Source organism: Aestuariibaculum sediminum, from assembly GCF_014596945.1.
GTDB lineage: Bacteria > Bacteroidota > Bacteroidia > Flavobacteriales > Flavobacteriaceae > Aestuariibaculum > Aestuariibaculum sediminum.
Map to the genome: position 1 here is coordinate 242,161 of NZ_JACVXB010000003.1, position 25,019 is coordinate 267,179.

18 protein-coding genes and 1 pseudogene are annotated in these 25,019 nt (G+C 34.5%); 5 read left to right on the top strand and 14 right to left on the bottom strand.

The genetic code is table 11. The features are described 5' to 3' along the window. Window position 1: 1 nt before the first annotated feature. From ICJ83_RS08655 to ICJ83_RS08670, 4 genes and pseudogenes are all read right to left on the bottom strand, one after another. Window positions 2-2,953 carry a glycosyl hydrolase 115 family protein gene (locus ICJ83_RS08655; RefSeq protein WP_188229989.1) on the bottom strand — a complete coding sequence of 984 codons (2,952 nt, stop codon included), beginning with the start codon at window positions 2,951-2,953 and terminating at the stop codon, window positions 2-4. After that, on the bottom strand, window positions 2,946-3,974 hold the full coding sequence (locus ICJ83_RS08660; protein ID WP_223154672.1) for a phosphatidylinositol-specific phospholipase C1-like protein: 1,029 nt from the start codon (window positions 3,972-3,974) through the stop codon (window positions 2,946-2,948). The genes ICJ83_RS08655 and ICJ83_RS08660 overlap by 8 nt, the downstream gene beginning before the upstream one ends. 145 nt (window positions 3,975-4,119) lie before the next feature. Continuing rightward, window positions 4,120-6,420: pseudogene (locus ICJ83_RS08665) on the bottom strand (GH92 family glycosyl hydrolase); the annotation flags it as partial. 46 nt (window positions 6,421-6,466) lie between these two features. Then, window positions 6,467-7,996, bottom strand: coding sequence for a glycoside hydrolase family 28 protein (locus ICJ83_RS08670; protein ID WP_223154673.1), 1,530 nt, complete (start codon window positions 7,994-7,996; stop codon window positions 6,467-6,469). Between the two features lie 461 nt (window positions 7,997-8,457). On the opposite strand from ICJ83_RS08670, the gene ICJ83_RS17130 reads away from it, so the two are divergent. Continuing rightward, window positions 8,458-8,670 carry a cupin domain-containing protein gene (locus tag ICJ83_RS17130; protein ID WP_394354311.1) on the top strand — a complete coding sequence of 71 codons (213 nt, stop codon included), beginning with the start codon at window positions 8,458-8,460 and terminating at the stop codon, window positions 8,668-8,670. Between the two features lie 325 nt (window positions 8,671-8,995). Here the strand turns inward: ICJ83_RS17130 and ICJ83_RS08675 are convergent, their stop codons facing one another. Continuing rightward, window positions 8,996-9,547, bottom strand: a complete 552-nt coding sequence (locus ICJ83_RS08675) for an HPP family protein (RefSeq protein ID WP_188229992.1) — start codon at window positions 9,545-9,547, stop codon at window positions 8,996-8,998. A 214-nt stretch (window positions 9,548-9,761) separates the two neighbouring features. Between ICJ83_RS08675 and nirK the strand changes: the two genes are divergently transcribed. The 4 genes from nirK to ICJ83_RS08695 all read left to right on the top strand — a co-directional run bounded on the left by nirK (window position 9,762) and on the right by ICJ83_RS08695 (window position 13,970). Further along, window positions 9,762-11,204, top strand: coding sequence for a copper-containing nitrite reductase (nirK, locus tag ICJ83_RS08680; protein ID WP_188229993.1), 1,443 nt, complete (start codon window positions 9,762-9,764; stop codon window positions 11,202-11,204). 7 nt (window positions 11,205-11,211) lie between these two features. Then, a complete protein-coding gene (locus ICJ83_RS08685; RefSeq protein ID WP_188229994.1) occupies window positions 11,212-11,991 on the top strand; it encodes a formylglycine-generating enzyme family protein in 780 nt (259 codons plus the stop codon). Window positions 11,992-12,092: 101 nt separating this feature from the next. Next, on the top strand, window positions 12,093-12,698 hold the full coding sequence (locus ICJ83_RS08690; RefSeq protein ID WP_188230293.1) for an SCO family protein: 606 nt from the start codon (window positions 12,093-12,095) through the stop codon (window positions 12,696-12,698). A 12-nt stretch (window positions 12,699-12,710) separates the two neighbouring features. Then, window positions 12,711-13,970: an alginate export family protein gene (locus ICJ83_RS08695; protein WP_188229995.1), complete on the top strand. Its 1,260-nt coding sequence runs from the start codon at window positions 12,711-12,713 to the stop codon at window positions 13,968-13,970. Window positions 13,971-14,075: 105 nt separating this feature from the next. On the opposite strand, the gene ICJ83_RS08700 is transcribed toward ICJ83_RS08695, so the two are convergent. The 9 genes from ICJ83_RS08700 to ICJ83_RS08740 all read right to left on the bottom strand — a co-directional run bounded on the left by ICJ83_RS08700 (window position 14,076) and on the right by ICJ83_RS08740 (window position 25,018). Beyond that, entirely contained in the window at window positions 14,076-15,260 is a 1,185-nt protein-coding gene (locus ICJ83_RS08700) for a hypothetical protein (RefSeq protein WP_188229996.1), read from the bottom strand. A gap of 90 nt (window positions 15,261-15,350) precedes the next feature. Next, a complete protein-coding gene (gene ric, locus ICJ83_RS08705) occupies window positions 15,351-16,073 on the bottom strand; it encodes an iron-sulfur cluster repair di-iron protein (RefSeq protein ID WP_188229997.1) in 723 nt (240 codons plus the stop codon). Between the two features lie 11 nt (window positions 16,074-16,084). Further along, a complete protein-coding gene (locus tag ICJ83_RS08710) occupies window positions 16,085-18,331 on the bottom strand; it encodes a nitric-oxide reductase large subunit (RefSeq protein WP_188229998.1) in 2,247 nt (748 codons plus the stop codon). Between the two features lie 130 nt (window positions 18,332-18,461). After that, window positions 18,462-18,896: an RrF2 family transcriptional regulator gene (locus ICJ83_RS08715; RefSeq protein ID WP_188229999.1), complete on the bottom strand. Its 435-nt coding sequence runs from the start codon at window positions 18,894-18,896 to the stop codon at window positions 18,462-18,464. 60 nt (window positions 18,897-18,956) lie between these two features. Further along, window positions 18,957-20,183, bottom strand: a complete 1,227-nt coding sequence (gene dsrP, locus ICJ83_RS08720; RefSeq protein ID WP_188230000.1) for a sulfate reduction electron transfer complex DsrMKJOP subunit DsrP — start codon at window positions 20,181-20,183, stop codon at window positions 18,957-18,959. Window positions 20,184-20,228: 45 nt separating this feature from the next. Further along, complete coding sequence (locus ICJ83_RS08725) at window positions 20,229-21,356, bottom strand: 4Fe-4S dicluster domain-containing protein (RefSeq protein ID WP_188230001.1); 1,128 nt, start codon at window positions 21,354-21,356, stop codon at window positions 20,229-20,231. A 29-nt stretch (window positions 21,357-21,385) separates the two neighbouring features. Beyond that, complete coding sequence (locus ICJ83_RS08730; RefSeq protein WP_223154675.1) at window positions 21,386-21,913, bottom strand: cytochrome c3 family protein; 528 nt, start codon at window positions 21,911-21,913, stop codon at window positions 21,386-21,388. An 88-nt stretch (window positions 21,914-22,001) separates the two neighbouring features. Next, a complete protein-coding gene (locus ICJ83_RS08735; RefSeq protein WP_188230003.1) occupies window positions 22,002-22,694 on the bottom strand; it encodes a multiheme c-type cytochrome in 693 nt (230 codons plus the stop codon). Then, a complete protein-coding gene (locus ICJ83_RS08740; RefSeq protein WP_188230004.1) occupies window positions 22,691-25,018 on the bottom strand; it encodes a molybdopterin-dependent oxidoreductase in 2,328 nt (775 codons plus the stop codon). Before ICJ83_RS08740 ends, ICJ83_RS08735 begins: the two co-directional genes overlap by 4 nt. Window position 25,019: the final 1 nt, after the last annotated feature.

Genomic DNA, 25,019 nt, shown 5'->3' on the forward strand with positions numbered 1-25,019 from the left:
TTTATATTTTAGTTTCTTCAGGAAATGCATAAGACGATTTCCAACCACCTAAATCTATCAATATTTGATCTATCAATACCCCTGGATCTACCATCCAAACCTTTAATGTATGTTTACCTGGTCTATCTAAGATTTGTTTGGCAGTTTGTACGGCGGCATTTTTTAAAACATTATCTTTCCAATCTGCGCTTCTCCCTATCGTTTCAAAATCAATAATTTCAGGAGGAGCATCATCTACAGAAACCGCACATCTTACTCCTCTACCTTCAAACTGAGCATGCGTAGGAACGGCTTGAATATTAATGCTAACTTCTCCAAAATTAAATATATAAAAATCATACATTAGAACTGGACTTTTACTTAGAATGTCGGTCTTTAAAACCTGTGGGCTTACTCTCCTTGGTAGTGCCACAACTGAAGCCCCTGTATAACCTAACCCTTCAATAATTTCGTAAGTAGCATCTAAACCATTTTGTTTTTTTGTGTAATTTTCGGCATTTATTACCACATAACCCTTATCTTCAACAAATCCTTTATAATCTTTTAATTCAGAAAACTTAGGATTAAAAACAGAGACTCCTACAGAATAATTTTCATCATTGGTAATGAATTCTATAGCTGAATTCACTTTAAAACTTGGCGGAATTAATTGAAAATCATGGCCCAAAGGTGCTTCCTTTTTATCTTCTCCTTTTGGTACTTTTTCCCAATCTATACTAACCAATAATCGTTCTTCAGGTTTGTCAGAATTTAATACACCTGAAGTTTTTGATAAGCTAATCCAATCTGCCTTTGGTTTGGCTTCCCACTTTAATGTTCCCTCTTTTTTTAAAAATACATCAATAAAGTACGAATTTTTAGTGTAAGCATTAAAAATTGGCAATACATCTGCAAAAGAGTTTATAGTATTATTATTGAGCTCCATTTCATAACCTTCCAAAGCTATGCCTAATGAAAGTTTATCATTTCGGTTAGGAAATTTCATTGAGGGAAGGGAAAACACAGGCAAGTTTCTAGGCGCACTATTCATTATATTTTTCCACTTACCTTGTTTTAAATCTTGATTAAAATATTTAGTTTCTAAAATTATACGATTATAAGCTTCCTTAGACTTTTCAGCATAATACTTAGCACTAAATCTACCTTGTGAAGCCGAAAATTCATTCCTGTAGGCATAGAGCCATTTATGGTTTAAACTGGCGGCTCCAATAACTGGGTAATAAATTAATTGATAAAATGCATCTTGTTTATTTACTGCAATATCATTTTTTAACACCTCAACTGAATCTATTAATTGCTGATAGGCTGCGATACGCTTTGTCACCTCATCTCCATAAAATATATGTGTTAATTCTGTAGGTTTTGCCTTGGTAACGGGCTCTACCTGGCTCCAAGCCATAAATTCTGGACGTCTTTTAAATGCTAAATTGTCGTATTCAATCATTAGATTAGTTATCTGTTGAGCATGTTTTAATCCAAACTCCCTAGTAGCCCAATTAAACCTATGTTTTTTTACATCTTGACTATTCTTAAAATTAGTTATATCCCAAGCCATGTCTAAAAACAGTTCTATATTGTATTCATGAGGTTTTATGTCTCCACAATTTAAAATCCAAATTTCCCGTGAGTTAAAATCATAAGCCTTGAACATTTCTTCCCACATCAAAACAGGATTTGTAGAATTAAGCCATAAATAATCATGTGGTCTCCCCCAATACGAGGTATGGTAATACACTCCAGCTCCACCTCCCCTTTTTTGTTCGCTTGGGTTACTTAGTTGACGAATATATCCATAATTATCATCAGTCCAGACCAAGGTAATATCATCAGGTAATTTTAATCCTTTTTTATAATACTTCAAAACTTCTTTATAAGGGACAAATGCTTGTGGTTTAACCGTTTTTTGTTCTGAATTACTTCTTAATATTTCTCGTTGATCAAAAATAACTTGCTCTAGTAATTTAACTTGAGATTGCGTATCATCTTCTCCTACAATCATTGGAGAGTCATGTTCACCTCTCATACCTACGGTATAAATACTTTCATAATCAGCTGTTTGCCTGGCTCTTTCACGAAAAAGGTTTTTAACATTTTCAGAATTTGTGTCGTATCTATATTCACCCATTGTTTTATGATTCCACTCGGCATTTATATTGCAAAGCATAGGTTCTGCATGCGAAGAGCCAACAACCATTGCATAGTTGTCGGCTGTTTCTTTATTTTTCGGATATGAATAAAATGCTTGAGTACATTTATGCATTGCTGGCCAAAAGGTGTTTGCGCGCAACCTCAACAATAACTCAAAAATTTTAGCATAGGTTTTAGGTCCAATGTCTCCAATTTCTGGTTCATAATTTAATGCTGCCCAACGTTGCAACCCCCAATCTTCGTCATTTAAAAAAATGCCTCTATATTTTACCGAAGGTTCGCCATAAATGATTGGCTCTTGTTTAAGAATAATTTCAGCTTGCTTGTCGGGTTTTACATCTGCCCACCATTCCCAGGGAGAAACTCCTACCTTTCTTGATAATTCTAATAAACCATAAGCCGTGGCTCGTCTGTCTGACCCCAAAACCACTAAAGCCTTTTGAATATCTTTTGAAGGGTTATTTAAAACTTGAATACTAAAAGTTTCCCATTTATTTTCTACAGGAGACGAATCTAACTTACCTTCTTTTATCCATTTATTCAGAAGTTTATGACTCCCTATAGTACCAGCTACGATTACGTATGGACTATTCCTTGCGGATAGTTGAAGTTTTACACCAGAAACCTGATATACATCATTAATCAATATTTTTGCCGCTATATCAACGACCTTAGCATCCTTTTTATCTATAATTATTGTAGCATTGTGCTCTAGCTTAACAACAGGAAACTCGTTTTTTGATTGTGAATATCCTAAAGTTATTGTTGATAATAAAACACAACATGCTTTAAAAATTCTATTCATAAGCCTTTATTTTTTCATACTTACCATTCTCAAAAATTACCTTAAACTGGGATTCAAACAAATTTGATGGAATATAGTAATCGGTAGAAATGACCTGTGCACCAGATGCCATAGCTTGTTCAAACCTTGAGTAATCATTCAATCTCGCTTCAATAGTACCCGCATCTGCTCGTGTTCGTACCATATATCCCTTTTCTACCAATTGCTTTATATAATCAAAATCCTGTATTGGATTATTGATTACTCGAAATGCTGCCTCGGGACTCCCTTCTTTACTATTTGTAAATAATACACGCCCTTTTAATGATGGATGCCCCATTACATATTCTTTTATTCTGGTTTCATTTTCATCAAGAACAAATAAAAAACGCCCCTTAACCGAATCTAAAGTTGGCCACCCCCTATTAAGTATTGCTTGTTCCAAAGTTTCAAAATGGCCTCTAACCAAATCTGGAGTAATTATTTTGTCCTCTGGAAAAATATTTCTTATTTCAGAATCTAGACTATCAAGCGCCGACTTACCAAATTTTAAAGGTTGTTTGAGATTATCTATCTCTTTATCTTTAGTATTGATTAACACAAAAACAGGGGTATGTTTTGGGTTAGCATCAGACCATTGTTTTAAAACGTATAAACCCTCTTTAAACATTAAATGATGGCTTCGAAAATCAATGTCCTGAATATGAAACATTTTTAAACCCGGCATTACCAACTTAGCCTCAACATCAAAAAGTAAAGAAACTTTCCCCTTTTGACTTATCATTGCCAAACCTTTCGGATTAGCATAGTAACCTCCTTTTGGATCAAAAAACACATCTAACTCTAGGTTCCTTAATCCTAAATTTAATTGATGCTCCAGGGGTATATGTCCGTATTGTAAAGATTTGGCCTTTGAGGAGTCCTTTTCATAAAGTATACTCCATAAAGGTTTTTCAATTTCAATTTTATAAGAATTATGACTACCTATTACTTGTAAATCGTTTAATCTAATAATGCAGTTTCTCTCTTTGCAAGTCCCCAAAAAAAATAACGTTATTACGCATAATTTTCTAAAATACATATTCTTTTTATTATCGCATTTTCATTTTTACTATAGTTATATTCATAATTTTATTATCGTTTTATTAAAATACTCATTATAATACTATGCCTGTTAATAAATCTACTTAGTTTCCCTCCATGGTTAGGCGTAAAGTTCCTCCTTTTGTAATTTGCTCATGTGAAAGTTTAAATTCGCTTAATTTACGATCGTTAAAAAACAAATGCTTAACAAATACGTGGTCGGCATCGTTATTTTCAGCTTCAATTATAAATGGTTTGGATTGATAATATTTTGGATTGAGCTGAATGGTAACTCTATCAAAAATAGGACTACCAATTTGATATTCAGGGTTTTCTTCCGTACCTCCATTTAACTGAAATAATCCTATTTTCATTAAAACATTCAAACTCCCCATCAATCCTTGATCTTCATCTCCATTATACCCTGTATTTGGCGATAAGCCACTAAAAGCCTTTTCAATAACTTTACGACTCCAATACTGTGTAAGGTCTGGCCGACCTAATTTGTTAAAAACAAAAGCCGTTTGTATTGAAGGTTGATTTCCATAATTTATTGGTATTCTGCTGTATTCGGGATGTAATTCAGAATCGTGAGAAGTCCCTGAAGTAAATTTTAGTTCTTCTGCTGTCTGAAATTGTTTAACCAATTTTTGAACAGCTTTTTCTTTCCCTCCCATTAACTCTGCTAAACCTAGCAAGTCATGAGGTACAAACCAAGTGAATTGAGCTGCATTAGATTCGATAAAACCATGTTCATATTGAAATGGATCAAAATCTTCATACCAATGGCCTTTCAGGTTCTTTGCTCTCATCCACCCCACTACTGAATCAAACACATTCTTATAATTGTTTGATCGTTCTGTGAAATACACAAAATCATCTTGTTTTTCTATTTTTTTAGCTAGCTGTGCCAAAGTCCAATCCTGATAAGCGTATTCCAAAGTTTGACTCGCTCCATCCTGATGGCCTCCAAATTTACCTTCCGGTATAGGATATGGTACAAATCCATTTTTAATATAATAGTTTAACCCTCCTCCAATACTTGTTTTGTGCTCATATCCAGCCTTTCCCATAATTCCTCCAAGCATATGGTTTTTTTTAAGCGCATTGTAAATAGTATCTAAAAATTCGGTTACGATTTCCTTTTGGATGGCACTAACTATAAAAGGAGTAGATGAAGCTCCTGTCATCACAAAAGTGTAATTACCTCCAGATGGTCCACGAGCTACCAATCCTCCATCTTTGTAATATTGCATAAGAGATTGTGTAAAATCATGCATGATTTCTGGATACACGAGCCCCCAGAGCGTATTGATTGTCCATTGCGCACCCCAAAAAGCATCAGAATTATAATGATTAAATTTAGGAATACCATGTTCATCAAGAGGTAATTGCCCTATTTTAAATTCTTCTTTGGTGTTATCTGGATACGCACCGTTAACGTCACTTATTATGCGACGACCTTGCAAAGCATGCCATAAATCAGTATAAAACCTAGATTGTGATTGTTCACTCCCACCTTCTATAAGAATTCGGCTTAACAAATCATTCCACTCCTGCTGTGATGCCTTTACAGTTTTTTCAAAATCCCAATCAGTTAATTCCGAACTCATATTTTTAGTGGCATTTTCGTAAGATGTATAGGATATAGCCAATTTCATTAACACCGGATCTTTAAGAGTTTCCAGTCTTACCAGATAATTTCCTGTTGCTTTATCTTTCTCAACATTATCAATATCCCTATTTAATTCTACTTTAAAGTAAACTGTTAAAGGTTTTGGTCTACGATGCGTAGAAGCCATTACGATTTGCCCCTTTAAAACATTTTTATCGAGCTGTTGTAATTGCCCCATAATATTTTCACAAGGTCCTAAAATTGTGTTTAAATTAAATAATATTGCAGGTTGCTGATCTTCTTTAAATGTATACTTATGAAACCCCACACGCTTAGTACTGGTTAACTCTACCGAAATCCCATATCGATCCAGACTTAATTGATGGTATCCTGGTTTTACAACTTCTTTATCATGACTAAATTTCGAGTAATAATCTACAAATAAATTACTAGGAGAGCTTTTAGGAACACCTATTGGCATTACCGACACACCAGACATCTGCCATGCATGAATATGACTAAACCCCTTTATAGTATCTGTTGTATATCTATAACCACTTCCCCATGCACCCCCTATTTGCGTATCTGGACTCAAATTTACCATTCCAAATGGTCTACTGGCCGAAGAGAAAAAAAACCACCTTGAATTTTCAGTGTCTAATAAAGGATAAACTTTGTCAATTAATGATTTACTTAGTACTTTTTGCTTCTGTTCTTTTTTACAAGCCATGGCCAGAGATAGCAGCGCCACTGTAAATAGCAGGATTTTATTTCGTAATAAATTAGAAATTGACATTTTGTATTGCTTATTTAATTTTGAATAACAACTTTTATAATTACATTGATCTTACCAAGTCCTTTAATTCTGGGCTTATATCAACATTTTCAGTTGTTTTCAAAAGGATTTGCTTATGTTTTATTTTAGGAATAGTTATTTGCTCCATTTTAATTCCATACACCTCATCAAAAACAAATGCTGGTCTAAAATCTTTATCTTTTAGTTCTAAAATCACATTTTTAAAGAGTACACCTCTGACATGACGTATATAAAACCCCCAGGCTGGTAGTTCGCCAAACATTGTAAATTCAGGATAATCTTTAATTTTTTCAGGCACTTGTTCTAAACGGCTTAAAGGGACATAGGCCATTCCTTTTGACGCTCTACCAGGGTAAGAAATTTTAATATTTTCTAATATTACATTCTCTATATGGCATTCAGGAATACCAACAATTGAAGAAGGAATCGGGTTATGAAAAAAGTTTACAGCGGGGCCTCTCAGGTCATAATCTGTATCTGGTCTACCAAATGGAATTTGAACTTCTATATCATGTATAATTATATTTTTAATTATACCAGGTGTCTCTCCATCTCGGTGCCCTAATCTAATAAATATGGCATTACCCGTGTTCACCGCATTTATACGAGAGACATTAATATTTTCAATAATACCCCCATCAACACTTTCTATAGCTATTGCTGATCGAAATGTATCAAATACCTCAATATTTTCAATGGTTACATTTTTAAATCCACCATAAGAAGCTGTACCAAACTTAATAGCGCTTGCACTTGACCTTATCTTACAATTAGCAATGTAAATACTATCATTTAAATGGCTAGGATAATAAGACTTTAAGCATATTCCATCATCAGCAGAATTTACGTCACAATTGGTAATTTGTACATTTTTACAATCAGTGACATCTATACCATCATTATTCCAGTAAGCTCGATTTACGATTTTTAAATTATTTAATCTAAGCTTTTCACATAACTCAAAGGACGCCCCCCAACAAGCACTACTATGCAAGTTCAAATCAGTAATTGATACATTTTTACAACTAGAAAATCGCAATAATTTTGGTCGAGCTGTTTCATTTGGTCGCATCCTACGATAATTATACAGAGGATCTATTTTAACCCCGGCGTGATGAAGGCTATCTACATTTAAGGCTAATTTTCGCCCTTGACCGTCAATTTTACCTTCGCCATAAATTTTAAAATTATGCGCTTTAAACGCTACTAAAAACGCCATTTGAGAATTATCATCTTGTTTAGGAGTATTTGGTCTTCCAGACATTTCCAAACTAACGTAATCGTATGGATTCGTACTTCCAAGAAGCGTAGCTCCATTTTTTAAGTACAAATTTACATTGGACTTCATTTCCAAGCTTCCTGACAAATAAACTCCCCTTGGAAAAACTAAAGTTCCTCCACCTTTTTCATGTACTTTTTGAATTAGCTCTTGAATAGCTTTTGTATTCATTACTTCCCCATTTCCTACAATATTATATTTAGTAACTTCGTAAAACTTGTCCTTTTCAATGGTCCAGGCGTTTATATTCAAACAAAATACACAAGACATAAGCCCAGTAATTAATAATATTTTTGATATTTTAATTTTTAACATCACTTGATTACATATTATTTTCCCAATTTAAATTTGGATTTTTCAAATATTTAAACTGTAAGCATTCATCTTTATGCAAATACTATTTTTAGAATTATTAAAAATTCTAATATTAAAACTAGTAGCAATCTATTATCTTTTTAAACTTATTTAATGGATAAATCATCCAAAATCATGTAGAATTTATGCAGTGAGTAAAAGTGTATTATAAATTACAATACCATAAGGATTCACACTCTAAAAGATTTCTTTCCTTAAATCCTTAGTTAAAAGTTTTAATACCAAATATTTATCCCCAAACTTAATTAGCTGGTTTTTGAATAAAAAATTATTAAAACACTTAAGGTGATTTACAAAATCAGGTTGAACGTGTTTTTAAAAGTCCAGCCCCCGATTTTGAACTTAGCTCAATAAAAATTAATGCTAACCAAAATTACACCCACGCTTCAAATACTTTAGAAATTATTATTGCATTGGAAGGTTCGGTTGAAATCAAAGATGACAAGAATACAATTAATTTAAGGAAAGGAGAAGTAATCGTAATAGTTGCTAACACCAATTATATAATAACTAATAACACAAACGACAGCGCTATTTTATACAAAGCTAAATGTCCAGTTGTAGATTAAATTAACTTACATAAAGAACAATAAAAAAGCCTGATGAATATCATCAGGCTTTTTTGTCGGGGTGGCAGGAAGACCTTAAAACCCAACTTATGTAGTGAAATCAATAAGTTTCAAACTCTAATTAACTTTTGGTAACCGAATGAGTAACTTATTTGATGAGAACTTTTGTTTGTATTTATACTAAAAATTCTACTTGCAATATTACAATTTTTAGATTTGAGTCTCAAACCTCATTCAAACATATATTTTTAAAACCAATATTGATAAATTGAAAAATTATCTATTCACTATAGCTTTCATTTATTTATTTTTGCGACTGATCATGTTAATATTTTTTTGATGGATACTCTCTATGCTTTGTTATATTATTAAAAGCCAAAGCAATTACAAATAATATTAATACCCCAGACAAAACGGGTGAAAACACATAATAATACCCTAAAGATTTTATTTTTTCAGTTCCAATAATTGCTATCAATGCTGTTGCTCCTCCCGGAGGATGTAAAGTCTTGGTAAATTGCATTAAAACAATAGAAATCGCAACTGCCAAAGGAGCAGTCAACCATATAATTTCTGGAAATATTTTATAGATTGTAACACCGATAAGAGCAGGAATTAAATGACCTCCTATTAAATTCCTAGGTTGTGACAATGGGCTTCGAATAGCTCCAAAAATCAAAACACTTGTGGCCCCAAAAGAACCAATTAAAAAAACATTCTCCTCTTTCGATAAATAAAACGATTGAAAGAAAGCAATGACTCCTATACCAATAAAAGCTCCCAAAAAAGACCAAAATTTTTCTGTATAATCGATAAGTGTTTCTCTATATAAAATATATCTGGATACTCTAATTCCTCTTTTTATCCTAGTTCTCATAGATGTATTAAGTGTGGTCTTTATTTTCAATTAAAAAGATGCAAAAATACTAAGTTTAAACTTTTAATAATTATTTTACTAATCAAATTCACCTAGAAAAGATTGAAATTTTAAACCTAAAAAAACAATTAAGACAAATTTATCCTAATTATGATAAATATCATATTTTAAAAAAATAGTATATCATAGTTTTGAGAATACTAAATCACTAAATATGAAAACACAAATCAAATATTTACCCTTAATTATTACTTTATTTCTTTTTAGCTGCTTCAAAAATCAAGAAAAACATTACGAAAACACTTCAAAAATTCCCGTAAGCAGAGAAATGGTTGCAGAATTAACCTCTCCTCCCAATGTACCTACACCTGTAGGACGGAGAAACGCAAAAAAGCTAATTGTTAAAATGGAAATTCTTGAAAAAGAAGGAGAAATAACCAATGATGTTCGTTATGTATACTGGACATTTGGAGGTACAGTTCCTGGTAGTTTTATAAGAACTCGTGTTGGTGACGAAGTGGAATTTCATCTTCAAAATCATCCAGAGAACAAACTACCTCATAATATAGATTTGCATGCTGTTACAGGTCCCGGAGGAGGTGCTGAATCTTCTTTTGTAGCACCTGGACATGAGAAAGTATTTTCCTTTAAAACTTTAAATCCGGGTTTATATGTATATCACTGTGCAACAGCTCCTGTAGGTATGCACATAGCCAATGGTATGTATGGTTTAATTTTAGTTGAACCTGAAGGAGGTTTACCTGCTGTTGATAAAGAATATTATATTATGCAGGGTGATTTCTATACAAAAGGCGCTAATGGTGAACGCGGCTTACAACCTTTCGACATGCAGAAGGCAGTCGATGAAAAAGCTGATTATGTTGTATTTAACGGTAAAGTAGGCGCGCTAACCGGAGATAATGCAATAACAGCGAAAGTTGGTGAAACAGTGAGGCTTTTCGTAGGAAACGGAGGCCCTGGTTTGGTTTCCTCATTCCATGTTATAGGAGAAATATTTGACAAAGTACATATTGAAGGAGGAAAACAAACCAATGAAAATGTACAAACAACTCTTATTCCCGCTGGTGGTGCAGCTATTGTTGAATTTAAAGTAGATGTTCCCGGAACATTTATTTTGGTAGATCACTCGATCTTCAGAGCATTTAATAAAGGCGCGTTAGGTATGCTTAAAGTAGAAGGCGAAAAAAATAAAAAAATATATTCTGGAGAAATTAGAGATGATATTTACCTTCCTGAGGGGCCGGGTATTCAGTCTATGCCGACAACCGATGAAATTGTAGAATCTGAGATTCCAGCCAAATCCTTTGATGAACAAATGAAATTTGGTAAACAAACCTATATGCAAACCTGTTTTGCTTGTCACCAATCAGAAGGACAAGGAATACCAAATGCCTTCCCTCCTTTAGCTAAATCTGATTACCTAAATGCCGATATTAATCGCGCAATAGATATTGTATTGCATGGAAAATCTGGGGAAATAACCGTTAATGGTGAAAAATACAATAGTGTTATGACCAAACAAATGCTCTCTTCAGAAGAAATTGCAAATGTATTAACTTATGTATACAACAGTTGGGGCAATTCTAAAAAAGTGGTAACGACATCTATGGTCGAAAATGTAAAAAACAAAAAATAGCCAAGTCATGAAAGATCATGTTTTCAGATTATTAATTTTTATAATTATCAGTCAAACTAAATTGTTTGGGCAGTCTGAAAACATGGTCTTTATACAAGGTAGTCGATATATCCCACTTTACGGAAGAGATTCTACCGTTGTAGAAGTTAAAGATTTTGAAATGGACATTTTCCCTGTCACTAATGTCCAATTTTTAGAATTTGTTAAACAATATCCTAAATGGCAAAAATCGAAAGCCTTAAAATTATTTACTGATCAAAGCTATTTATTAAATTGGAAAAATGATTTTGAACTTAATGATACAGAAAAACAAAATAGCCCAGTAACTTATGTTTCCTGGTTTGCAGCTAAAGATTATTGTGAGTGCCAAGGCAAACGATTACCTACTATTGATGAATGGGAATACGCCGCTATGGCAGACCAAACCTCTCGTGATGCTAGGCTTAAACCTGAGTATAACAAACAAATTCTAGCTTGGTACGAAACCCCTAAGACCAATGAAAATCTTATAGGTAAAAATCAAAAAAATGTTTGGGGAGTATATGATTTGCATGGTCTAGTTTGGGAATGGACACTTGATTTTAATTCTGTGCTCATTACTGGTGAATCGAGAAAAGATGTCGATAAAGACAATAATCTATTCTGCGGAAGTGCAGCCGTTAACGCCACCGATTTAATGAACTATGCGGCCTTTATGCGTTATGCCATCAGGGGAAGCCTAAAAGCTAAATACGCTATGAAAAACTTAGGGTTTAGATGTGTAAAAGATACAAAACCACAACCATGAAAATTTTAAAAATAATTACAATTTTTGCGCTGCTCACATTCACTTTCAGCTCATGTAACTCAAATAAGTCAAAACAGGGTACGATACTTTACTTATGCCCAATGCAATGCGAAGGTAATAAAACATATAACCAACCTTTTAATTGTCCAATATGTAAAATGGATTTACAACCATTGGAAACAAGTGCTTCAAAAATTGAAAATACTGATGGTATTTCAGAAGAATCAATTTTCAATTTAACTTCTAATTGGAACACCGAAGAAGGTGAGCAGATTCTTTTGAAGGATTTAAAAGGAAAAACGCTGGTTATGGTCATGATTTATACTTCATGTAAAGCCGCCTGCCCGCGTTTAGTTGCAGATATGCGGAATATTGAGGCACAAATTCCTGATAACAAAATAGACCAGCTCAACTTTGTATTAATTAGTATAGATTCAAAAACAGATACGCCCGAACGTCTGAAATCCTTTGCCATTGAAAATTATATGGATGACCCGCAATGGACATTCCTTCAAGGTACTGAAACTGGGGTTAGGGAATTCGCAAATGTATTAGCCGTTAAATACAAACAAATATCTCCAATAGACTTTTCGCATTCTAATATTATAAGTATTTTTAATCCTAAAGGCGAATTAATACATCAACAGGAAGGCTTAGGAGTGGATAACACTGAAACAATCGATGCCATCCTTAGACTAACCAATTAAACCATCTTAAAAATGAAAAACTTTATAGCAATTCTATTTACAGGAGTTGTAATGACCTGTTACGCTCAGGAATTTGAAATTTCGGCAGAATTAAGACCTCGTTATGAATATAGGCATGGCTATAAAACGTTAATTCCAAACGATGCTGAAGCTGCAAATTTTATATCCCAACGAACACGTTTAAATTTAAAATTTACTTCTGAAAAAATTCAGGCCTTTGCTGCCCTCCAAAACATAAGGGTTTGGGGAGACATTGCTACCTTATCTGCTTCTGACAAGAACGGAACAGCTGTTCATGAAGCCTGGGCTAAACTCTACCTGACATCTAACTTTTTTTTAAAATTAGGGAGGCAAGAAATTGTTTATGATGACCAAAGGATTTTTGGAAATGTGGACTGGGCACAACAAGCCAGAAGTCATGATGCCCTTATAGCATCTTTTAAAGGAACTAATAACGGACATTTAGATTTTGGATTCGCATTAAGTTCTGAGGAAGAAAGTCTGTTTAAAACAAATTATGAAGTAAACAATTATAAAAACTTTCAATATTTATGGTATCATAATCAACTTAAAAACACAAGTATAAGTTTATTATTTTTAAACCAAGGACTTAATTACACTGATAATCTTGAGCAAAAAATAAGTTATAACCAAACCATAGGAGCCAGACTAACTTATAATAAAGATTCATTTGGTACTGATGCTTCCGCATACTTGCAAACTGGTAAAATTGCTAGCTCTCATTTAAACGCATACAATATTGCTGCAAATGTATATTATGATTTTACAAATCATTTTAATCTGGCAATAGGTTTTGAATATCTTTCAGGAACAAACAACAATTCTAATGCTTCAAAAATAAGCTCATTCAATCCTTGGTATGGAACCAATCATAAATTTAATGGTTTAATGGACTATTTTTATGTTGGAAATCATATAAATTCTGTTGGTTTGACAGATATCAATGCCTGTTTATTTTTTCATAAAAATAAATTCAGTGGTAAACTTATGCCTCATATTTTTTCTGCTGCTGCCAAAGTGTTTGATGACTCTGGAAATGAAATGAACCAATCTTTAGGTACAGAATTGGATTTGGTTTTCACTTATAATTGGATTAAGGATGTTAATTTTCAGTTTGGATACTCTCAGTTATTTGCTACTAATACGATGTCAATCCTAAAGGGAGGTAATAATAATGCTACTAATAACTGGGCTTGGTTTATGATAACCATAAAACCTACCCTATTCAAAAATTCAATTTTCAGTAATTAACTATAATATTAACCCTTCACCAATGTTATTTTAAAGTCATTTATAACGTTTATTTTCTATTTAAACATATTTTAAACCACCTATAATCTAATCAACTTAAAGACTTTAATTTACTGCCGTAGACTTAATATAATGTATTAGAATGAAAAGAATACCTAAAGGTAATAAGCCACTAAACAAAAATAATAATAAATAATAGTTTGAAATTACCCCTATACCAAGGTAAAACCTAACACCTTGAATTAATAAAATTATTTCAGTCAGTACAAATCCTGAAAGAAAACTATACAGACCTAATTTTAATGACGCTGAGGGTTTCTGATTACTATAAAGAAACGCAAAAAGAAAACCTGTGATCACTCCCAGCATCACTAAATGAATAAAACCAATAACAAAGTTACGATGCATGAAAACAACTTCGGAAAATTCAGGATTCAGCGTTACTCCTTGGAAAAGAATTTTCAGTGCAAAACAAAAGACGCTAAAATAATACAGCGTGACAATGAGTTTAGATTGTCCCTTTAAGGCTTTTTTCATCTTGAATTTTATCAGTTTTATAAACAAATACAGGGTTAGTAATTGAAGTAGAACCCCTAATATATTTATATAAATTAAAATCGGATGCGGAGCAAACCATTGCACAGGTAAGGCAAAAGTAAGTATTGTTGATATAATCAATAATTTAAAAAAGTTTTGAAATAGTATAGAATCTTCAATTCTAACTAAATAAAATAACAAAGCTAAAACTGCAATTAAAAACCATCCATTAAATTGAAAGTGTAAAAAGAATTGAATAGCAATCTGGTAAAACGCCGAAGCCTGGCCTAATACCCCTACAGCTGGCCCCAAACACCACACTCCTATAGTAGAAATCAGCATAAACACTAAGGCTATTTTTAGCAATAATAGAGTCGTTACAGATGTTACCTTATGATATTTCCATACTAAATGCACAAAGTAATATGAACAAAAAATGTGTAGGGTTGAAAAAGTAATGGAAATAGCTGCATAACCCTGAAAAGGAAAACTAACCATCATACCAATAACAGCAATTTCAGTCACCCAGAATAGTCTATTATATATCGGCCGTTTATCGGGAATAAAATAATAAACAATAAAAGCATATAGTATTAAATACACCCAACCTAACATGGCCACATGTGAATGGGCATGCGTTAAAAACCGATAATTTAATCCTATGGGGTCTAAAAACGAATAACGAAGCGCCACCCCCATTAAGGCAGCAATCAGAAAATTTATCAGACAAACGATAATTAGTTTTTTTTGCATAAAAATGTGTAAAAGACTTAAAATTAAGAAATCCTATATTGTTTTAAGACAAACAACATAGGATTTCTATTCGACAATTAAAAATCAATATTAACAAAATCTATTTTCTAGTCTCTCGGCTGCTGGAAATAAAATATTGTTCTCTAAATGGATATGTAAATGCAAATCTTCCTCAAATTCCTGGAGCATCGCAAATGTCACTCGATACGTATTACAAGCATCGGTTGGTGGCGTGTAATTATCTGTAATCTCAGCAATTTTTCTAAATCTCCCCCCTTCATTGTCGTGCTCCTGCATCATCATGGCAATTGGGTTCTTTACTGTACCAAATCCGGGAGCCTCTATTGCGGTATTGCCTAATTCAGCTTTAACTAATTTCTTTACAAAAGGGAATAATACCAATTCTTCTTTTTTCATGTGCTGAGATAATTCTCCTGCCGATGCTGTGAACAACTCATTTATTTCAAAAAGTTCTGGATGCCTTTCGCCATGTACCCGGCATAGTTTATCTAAAAACTGCTTTAAAATTGGAGTTTTCTCTTCAACATAACGATGATGTTTTTTTTCAATATAATCTACAAGCAAATCTAAAGGCCAGGATTTATAATCGATGGTTTGGTTGCCTTGTGTATTTAAAACCTGCTCCAAACGATGCACTAATTCATTGGTTTCAATGCCATTTTTTTCACATACATCTTCCAGAGTTCTATTACCTCTGCAGCAAAAATCAATGCCATATTGTGTAAAAACTGCAGCTGTTCTAAAATCTTCAGCAACAAACTCTCCTACTTGTTTTTGTGTTATCGTACTCATAATACCTATTTTTAATTTTTCTGTGTTATTTTATTTTTTAAAGTTAAATCGAATACAAACCAACAGGTTGAAACAATACCTACAGCAAAAATGATATCCCCAATGGTTCTTAACCACTTTAATGTAATCATCGTTGGGTCTTGCATTAATTCTGATGAACGAGCATACCACATACCGTGTTCAATACTTTCTATAGCTTGCCATATCCCCATAGGTAGTAAACTAAGTAAAGCCATTCCTAATAATCCCAGATTTAACGACCAGAATGTGATTTTTAGCAACTTATTATTCCAGCTTACATTTCTATATAAACTACGGAGCACAAACAGCATTAAACCAATGCCTAGCATACCGTAAACACCAAATAAAGCAGTGTGCCCATGTAATGGTGTGGTGTTTAATCCTTGAACATAGTATAATGCAATAGGTGGGTTAATGATGAATCCGAAGATACCGGCTCCTAAAAAATTCCAAAAGGCAACGGCAATCATAAAGTAAATAGGCCATTTATAATCTTCCAACCATTTTGTAGCTTTTGATAATTTATAATTGTGATATGCCTCGTAACCAATTAAGGTTAATGGAACAACTTCTAAAGCACTAAATGTAGCACCTAAAGCCATTACAGCTTTTGGCGTTCCGGTAAAATACAAGTGATGGAAGGTTCCTAAAATACCACCTGACATGAAAATGATGGTCGCTAACAGAACGTTTAATGTTGCTGTTTTGGTCTTTAATAATCCCAAACGAACAAATAAAAAGGCAATAACCACGGTTGCAAATACTTCGAAGAAGCCTTCCACCCAAAGGTGCACAACCCACCATCTCCAATATTCTGCCATTGCCAAATTGGTATGTCTGCCCCACATTAAACCCGAAGCATAAAAAAGTGCGATGGCTGAGCAGGATACCAAGAACATGATAATTAAGTTCTTTTCTTCAGTTTTACGCTTTAAAACAGGTAGTAACGGTCTTACCATTAAAGTCAGCCACAAGAACAAGCCAATTAATAAAAATATTTGCCAAAATCTTCCTAGATCTACATATTCGTAACCTTGATGACCAAACCAAAAATTATTAACCAGATTTAGCTTTTGCATTACCCCAAACCATTGTCCGACCATTGAGCCCAGAACTATTATTAAAAGAGCTATAAACAAAAAGTTAACTCCGAATTTCTGAAACTTAGGATCTTTACCGGAAACCGCCGGAGCAATGTACAGTCCTGTAGCTAACCATGCTGTAGCAATCCAGAAAATAGCTAATTGGGTGTGCCACGTTCGGGTTACGGAATATGGTAGTATTTTATCTAAAGCAAAACCATAGAAACCATCCCCTTCAACACCATAATGGGCAGTTACAATTCCTAAAAGCATTTGCAATACCATTAACAAGGTGACTATCCAGAAGTATTTTTTAACTAAATGCATGCTGGGAGTCATACCTTGTTTTAATAATGGGTCTTCTGCTGGTGGGGGCAATGATTCATCTTCCCCAGATTTTACATGATAAAACACCAAGACTCCAATACATAGTATCAATAATATAATACTAACCCCTGACCAAACCATCAAATCCATGGTAGGTACATTTCCTACCAATTCATCTGCCGGCCAATTATGAGTATAACTTATGCTACTGTCTGGGCGCTCGGTTACAGTAGCCCAGGTGGCCCAGAAGAAAAAGGCATTCATTTTATGCATTCTAGACTCATCCTTAATGGTGTTTTCAGGAATAGCATAATCGGCACGAAGCTTAGCGAATTTTGAATCGTTGGTGAATAATCCTCTATAATAATCACTCAAATAAGTTATAGCCTTAACTCTATTCTCTGAAATAGTAATAGTGTTAGTTGCTTCATTGTAGGTGTTAGTTCTTAAATCGTTTTGTAATCTTACTTTTAAAGCAGCTTGTTCTTCTTTGGTTACATCATCATAATTTGTTCCGAAATTCTCCTTGGCATAAATATTTAAAATATAAGTCGCTTCTCTGTGTAACCAATCTGCTGTCCAATCTGGTGCAACATAAGCACCATGTCCCCAAACAGAACCAACTTCCTGTCCTCCAATACTCTGCCAAATATTCTGACCATCCTTAATTTCAGATTCTGTAAAAATAATGTCACCATTTATAGATATGATGGATTTAGGAATTGGCGGTGATTGTTGGTGAATTTCAAATCCATAATAACCTAATACGCTAAATGAACTGATAATAACTGCAGCAAATAGCAACCATAATTTTCTCTCTTTTTTCATGAATGATTTGTTTGATTAATTTTATTTCGGACAATTTTATCCTATTTTATATTAAAATTTTTTTCATATTTATATTAAACAAAAACTCAGTTTAATTAAGATATTTTTATCCTAATTGAAAACAAATTTTTTAACGTCGTAAAAAGGTATCTCCTTGTTTAATATCTAAAGCCAAATCTTCTAAATTTGTTGATTCTAACATTGTCTTAAGTTCATCTCTAACGACTTTAAATTTATCATGCATTGGACATGGACGATCTTCGTCACAAGCATGTAAACCAAGTCCACAACCTTTATAGATACTGTCTCCATCAATAGCATCAACTATATCAGCTAATTTAATTTCTTTTATTCGATGTTTGTCCATTTCAAAACCTCCATAGGCTCCCTTTACAGAACTTACAATATTATTTCTTACCAAAGCCTGTAAAATCTTAGCTGTAAATGCTGTTGGAGAATCAATTTCTTCCGCAATTTCTTTAGGACTCACTCTTCTTCCCTCAAAAGAATTAAGTGCTATAAAAATGGATGCCCTAATGCCGTATTCGCAAGCTTTTGAAAACATATTTTAAATTTACGGTGCAAATATAATTAAGATGCCTTAATTAAGATAAAAATATCTTAATTAATTTTTATTATTTTTAAATCGAAGTTCACCCAACTCAATTCCAATAGCTGTTTTAGCCAATACTGTAAAAACAAAAGCGCCAAGTGCCCAAATCCCAAGAGTTACCCCTATTTCTACTCCCGTAGGGGTGTATTCTGCAATCTTTCCGTAGGGTCCTGGAATAAATCCAGGAACGATTAACCCAAACCCTTTTTCTATCCAAATAGCGACAAACAAAATAAAACACGAAAAATATAGTATTTTAGGATTATTACGTAGCTTATGAAACGTTAGCAATACGGTTGCTAATACATTTAATGGTATAGCCGTCCAAATCCATGGCAATAAAGCATCTTTTCCGTGTAATCCAAAAAACAAATAATAAGCACTCTCGCTATGATGCGTTGGTGCATAAAATTCTTTAAATAACTCTGAAATTAGCATAATAAGATTTATCTGTGCCGCAACGGTAACAACCATTGCAATCTTTTTCAAAGTCTTATCCTCTATTTTAAAAGCTGTAAAATTTCGAATTATAGCCAACACAAGAATAATTAATGCTGGCCCCGCAGCAAAGGCCGAAGCTAAGAACCGAGGCCCTAACAAGGCATTATTCCAAAAAGGACGCGCTTGTAGTCCTTGATACAAAAAGGCCGTTACCAAATGTATTCCTACAGCCCAAAAAACCGATAAAATAGCCCCAGGAACATACACCTTAGACTTCGCTTCTTTACCCTGATAATGTCTGAATAAAATATAAAAAGGAATAGTGATATTTAAAAACAAATACCCATTTAACACAATAACATCCCATGTAAGCATAGAATTAGGAAAATTAAAAACCCCGAGACCCGGTATCATATGCCAAAGCACCGAAGGTCCTCCCATATCAGCTATTACAAATGCTAAACACATAATTAAGGCGGCCACAGCCAATCCCTCTCCTATAAGAACCGCTTGTTTAAAATCGACATCGTGTAAAACATATGTTGGCATTACCAACATAACAGCCGCTGCTGCCACACCAACCAAAAAAGTGAAATTAGAAATATACAAACCCCAACTTACGCGGTCTGTCATTCCTGTAACACTTAACCCTTCATTAAGTTGTATGGAATAGCAATACATGCCAACAAGCATCATAAACGTTAAGAATCCCATCCAGATATGATACTTAACAGTGCCATGTGTTACAACATCAAAGCTATCTTTTACTAAACTTCTAAAGACCTTTAATTGTTTCATTTTTCAATTATATTTTAGTCATTTGCGGATTTCCTTCATTTTTAATTAATCCATAAAATACCAGAACTTAGGTTCGGTACCCAAATCTTCTTTTAGTCTGAATACTTTTTTATTTTCAAGCACCCATCGAATGGTACTATTAGGATCTAATAAATTCCCAAATATGCGGGCGCCCGTTGGACAGGCCTCTACACAAGCTGGATTTTTTCCTTCTCTTGAGCGCTGCACACAAAAGGTACATTTTTCCATTACCCCTTTTTTACGCATTCTATTTCCTAAATAATGCTGATTATGATTTACCTCTTCTTCTGGCACTTCGGGTTTACTCCAATTAAATCGGCGACCATCATACGGGCAAGCAGCCATACAATAACGACACCCCACACACCAGTCGTAATCGACAACCACTAAACCATCATCTTCTCGCCAGGTGGCTTGTACAGGACATACCTCAACACAAGGCGGATTATCGCAATGAAAACACTGCGTTCCCAAATAAAAATGACCTTCAGCCGGAACTTCATGATAATAGTTATCATCAGCTTCATCAAATTTTAATCCTTCTCCGTCTTTCATTTCATGAATACGGATATATTGCATTTGAGAATTTCTATCTTGATTATTTTCTTTTACACAGGCGCTCACGCAATCCATATACCCCTGACATTTAGAAATATTAAAGGCGTACCCAAACAATACATCTTCTTCAGCATTTTTAGAAGACATACTAATTGTTTTTCCTGTACGCAGTTGATAAGAACGCACCAATCTATCTACAGTATTCTTTTTCTCATCATCGGTCATTAATTTATAATTCCCTTTAAACTGCTCCTCCCAATCAATTTGTGCTTTTTCTTTACTTTCATCGCTACTTAACATACTACAGGAGGTATTAACAGCTCCTGCCCCAATCAATAAACTTGCTGCCAACTTTCTAAAAGCAGTACGGCGATCCATTTTTACATCGAAAACCTGATCAAATCCATCCTTTTCTCTTTCATCTCCAATAGAAGCATTCACGGCAGCATGATAAAATTCTTCTTCAGACATTTCTGCATCATTTGAATGAGAACCACAACCACCCGAGGTTTTACCGCAACCGCAAGTACCCGAATCATCATTTTGTTTTCTGCTCAGATTTAATGAAAACCATTTTTTGTTACTTCTACTCATACCTTAACTATTTTAAACTTCTAATGCAGCTACTCTCTTTCTTTTACTTTTTGTGTATTGAAACGCGCCGGCCATCTACTTTCAAAATGTGGCTGATGCGGATTATGACAATTCACACACGTCATAGATGCTCGTGGTGGTGCCCAGCCTCCAATTCGTTTACCATGCGCTCCGCCTTTCCAATCTTCAAATTGTTTTGAATGGCACTGGCTACATAGATTATAACTATTATCAAAATCGATGCTCATTCCTGTTACACTGCGCAACTCATCCATATTGGACGGATTATGACATGTTACACAATTCATAGCTTTCTCGTTTGCATGTACTATCTTAATATCCCAATGCGCCTTTTTAATATCGCCTTCTTGCATCTCTGCCAATGGTTTTGAATGACATTCGGTACAAGCATATAATTTAATCTGATTTTTTCTTTCTGGTATTAAGAAGGTATGTCCACCTTCTGAAATCAGAATCGTATCTACCCCTTCCAAATAGTTCTCTGATGATAAAGATACTCCTTGATAATGCTCTCCTTCAGCCTCAATTTTCTCCATAACACCATGGTATTTATCTTCATGTTTACATGAAAAAAACACCATGCAAAAAACAATAAGACATAAGCTTCTATTTACAAAAAGGCTACTACTCATCATAATTACTTATTCTTTTAAATTCCCCAATATCTCTCGTTTCTTTATTATTAGGCACATGACATTGTCTGCAATTTACACGTTCTGGATGTGTAACACGAATCTCTTTTGGAGCTGCTGGCCCTGCATGACAAGCCAGACAATTTTCATGCATTTGAATTTGATGCGGAATAACTGGAGGACTACCATCTAAAGCATTATTTACACCCACTTCGGGAGCTTTTATTTTATGAAAATTAGTTTCTTCAAACAAAGATTCTGTTACCTGCGCTACATGACATTGACGACAATTCACCATTTCAGGATGTGGCGTTACTGGAGCATAAGCATTAAATTTATCGACAAAACCTCCATTTTGATGGCATTTTAAACAGATATTTTCACCCATACCACGCTCACTGGCCACCGGATGCGGAATACTGGGTGGTGCACCGTGAAATGCTCTGTTGTTATAAAATGTTTCTAATGTACGCTGATGATTTTCATCGACTGGCATATTGACGTAATCTAAAGCAAATTTTGAACGCTCAAAAACCCCAATCTCTGAAGGGATTATTGGCATTGGATTTTCATTTTCAATTGGAATGTAAGCTTCCTCCTGCCCTTCACGATAACTAATATTCCAGACCGCAACAAATGCCAGAAATAATATTAGAAACAAAGATATTATACCTATTCGCTTCATACTTTTTCTACTTTAACGGCACATTTTTTATAATCGGGTTGCTTTGAAATCGGACAAAAAGCATCGAGTGTTACATCGTTTATTAACATATTTTCATCAAAGAAAGGCACAAATACCTGATTGCGCTCCGGAACGCCACGCTCATTAACCGATGCTGGTAAAATAATTTCACCGCGTCGCGTCGTTAATTTAATTCGATCACCCGTTTGTATCTGCATTTCTTTGGCTTGCTCCGGATTCAACTCCACATACGCATGTGGCATGGCTTTATGCAACACTGGAATTCTTCTCGTCATAGATCCTGTATGCCAATGCTCTACAACACGTCCGGTGCATAACCAGAACGGGTAATCATCATCAGGAATTTCAGGAGCCGGTTCGTATGGTCGTTGCCATATAATAGCCTTTCCATCCGGGTTTCCATAAAAATGAAATTGCTCACCATTACTACAAGCCGGATCGTAATCGGCATTAAATCGCCATTTTGTAGATTTCCCATTCACATAAGGCCATTGTGCTCCAGGTTCGGCTTTTAAAACTTCTAAAGGCGCCATAGCGTGCTTATTACCTTCATGATGCCTTCTATACTCATTGTAAATTTCTTCTATATGAGTATCTTCATTATAATAGAATTGTTTTTCGTAACCTAAACGTTTAGCCACCTCAACAATTTGCCAGGTATCACTCATAGCTTCACCTGAAGGTTCTATCATTTTTTCAAAATATTGAGTACGACGCTCCGAATTTCCATACATCCCCTCCCGTTCTATCCACATGGCAGAAGGCAAAATTACATCTGCAATATCGGTTGTTGGTGTTGGGTAAATATCTGAAACCACAATAAATCGACCTTCTTTTTCACAAGCATCGCGATAACGCTTCAGTTTTGGCATAGTCACCATAGGATTCGTTACCTGAATCCACATAAACTTAATATCTCCCCTATCTAAAGCTCGAAACATCTCTACGGTATGGTAAGATGGTTTTGCTGGAATATTTTCTGCTGGAACATCCCAAATTTTTGCGGCAAACTCTCTATGTTCTTTATTTGTTACAACGCCGTGAGGTAATTTGTGTGTTAGCGTCCCAACTTCTCGAACTGTACCGCAGGCACTGGGTTGTCCTGTTAACGAAAACGGACTATTACCCGGTTCTGAAATTTTCCCTGTAAGTAAATGGATATTATAAACTAAGTTATTAATCCAAGTCCCTCTGGTATGCTGATTCATTCCCATACACCACAGAGACATAACCTTCTTATTAGGATCTCCATAATAAGAAGCCATGTATTTTATATCTTTAGCTGAAACCCCTGAAATTTTTGCTACTTTTTCAGGCGTATAATCTTGTAAAAAAGTTTTAAAGGCTTCAAAAGTGATTCCCTCTGGCTTATCGTCAAAGCTGTAATGATCTTCTAAGCCATAGCCCATATTGGTAAGTCCCTTTTTAAAATTACAATGCTTTTCAACAAAAGACTTATTCACCCAGCCATTATTAATAATTTCATAGCAAATCGCATTAGCCACTGCTAAATCTGTTTGTGGCTGAAAAATAATAGACCTATCTGCCGCCATACTGGTACGCGTTGTACGCGTTGCAAAATCGATAATCTTAACTCCGCGTTTTAATCGCTGATCTAACAACCTAGAGAATAATACCGGATGCATTTCTGCCATATTATTACCCCAAAGCACAAAAACATCAGCATGATCTATATCATCATAGCAGCCCATGGGCTCATCAATACCAAAAGAAGTCATAAACCCGGTAACCGCACTCGCCATACACAAGCGCGCATTAGCTTCTACATTATTTGTACCAATACACCCTTTAAATAGCTTAGAGGCTACATATCCATCAGGAATAGTCCACTGTCCCGAACCGTAAATAGATACTGCATCTTTTCCATGGTTACTTATAGTCTCTTTCATTTTAGAAGCAATTAAATCAAGTGCTTCTTTCATAGAGGTTTCTACATACTTCCCGTTTTTCTTAATCAAGGGTTTTGTTAATCGATCTTTACCATAAATAGATATCACAGAATGGTAGCCTTTAACACAACACAAGCCTTTGTTAACAGGAGATTTAGGGTCTCCTTTTACCGCAACTGCTTTGCCGTTATCAATACCAATTAAAACACCACAACCTACACCGCAAAATCTACAGGGTGCCTTTTTCCAATCTAAATTTGCATTTTCAGGAAGATTCCTTTCTTGTTCTTCCGCAAATAAAATCCCTGGAAACATAGTGGCTGCAGCCGTCATAGCCGACATAACGGCCATTTTTTTTATAAATTCACGTCGGTTGGTTAAGGAGGTATACATA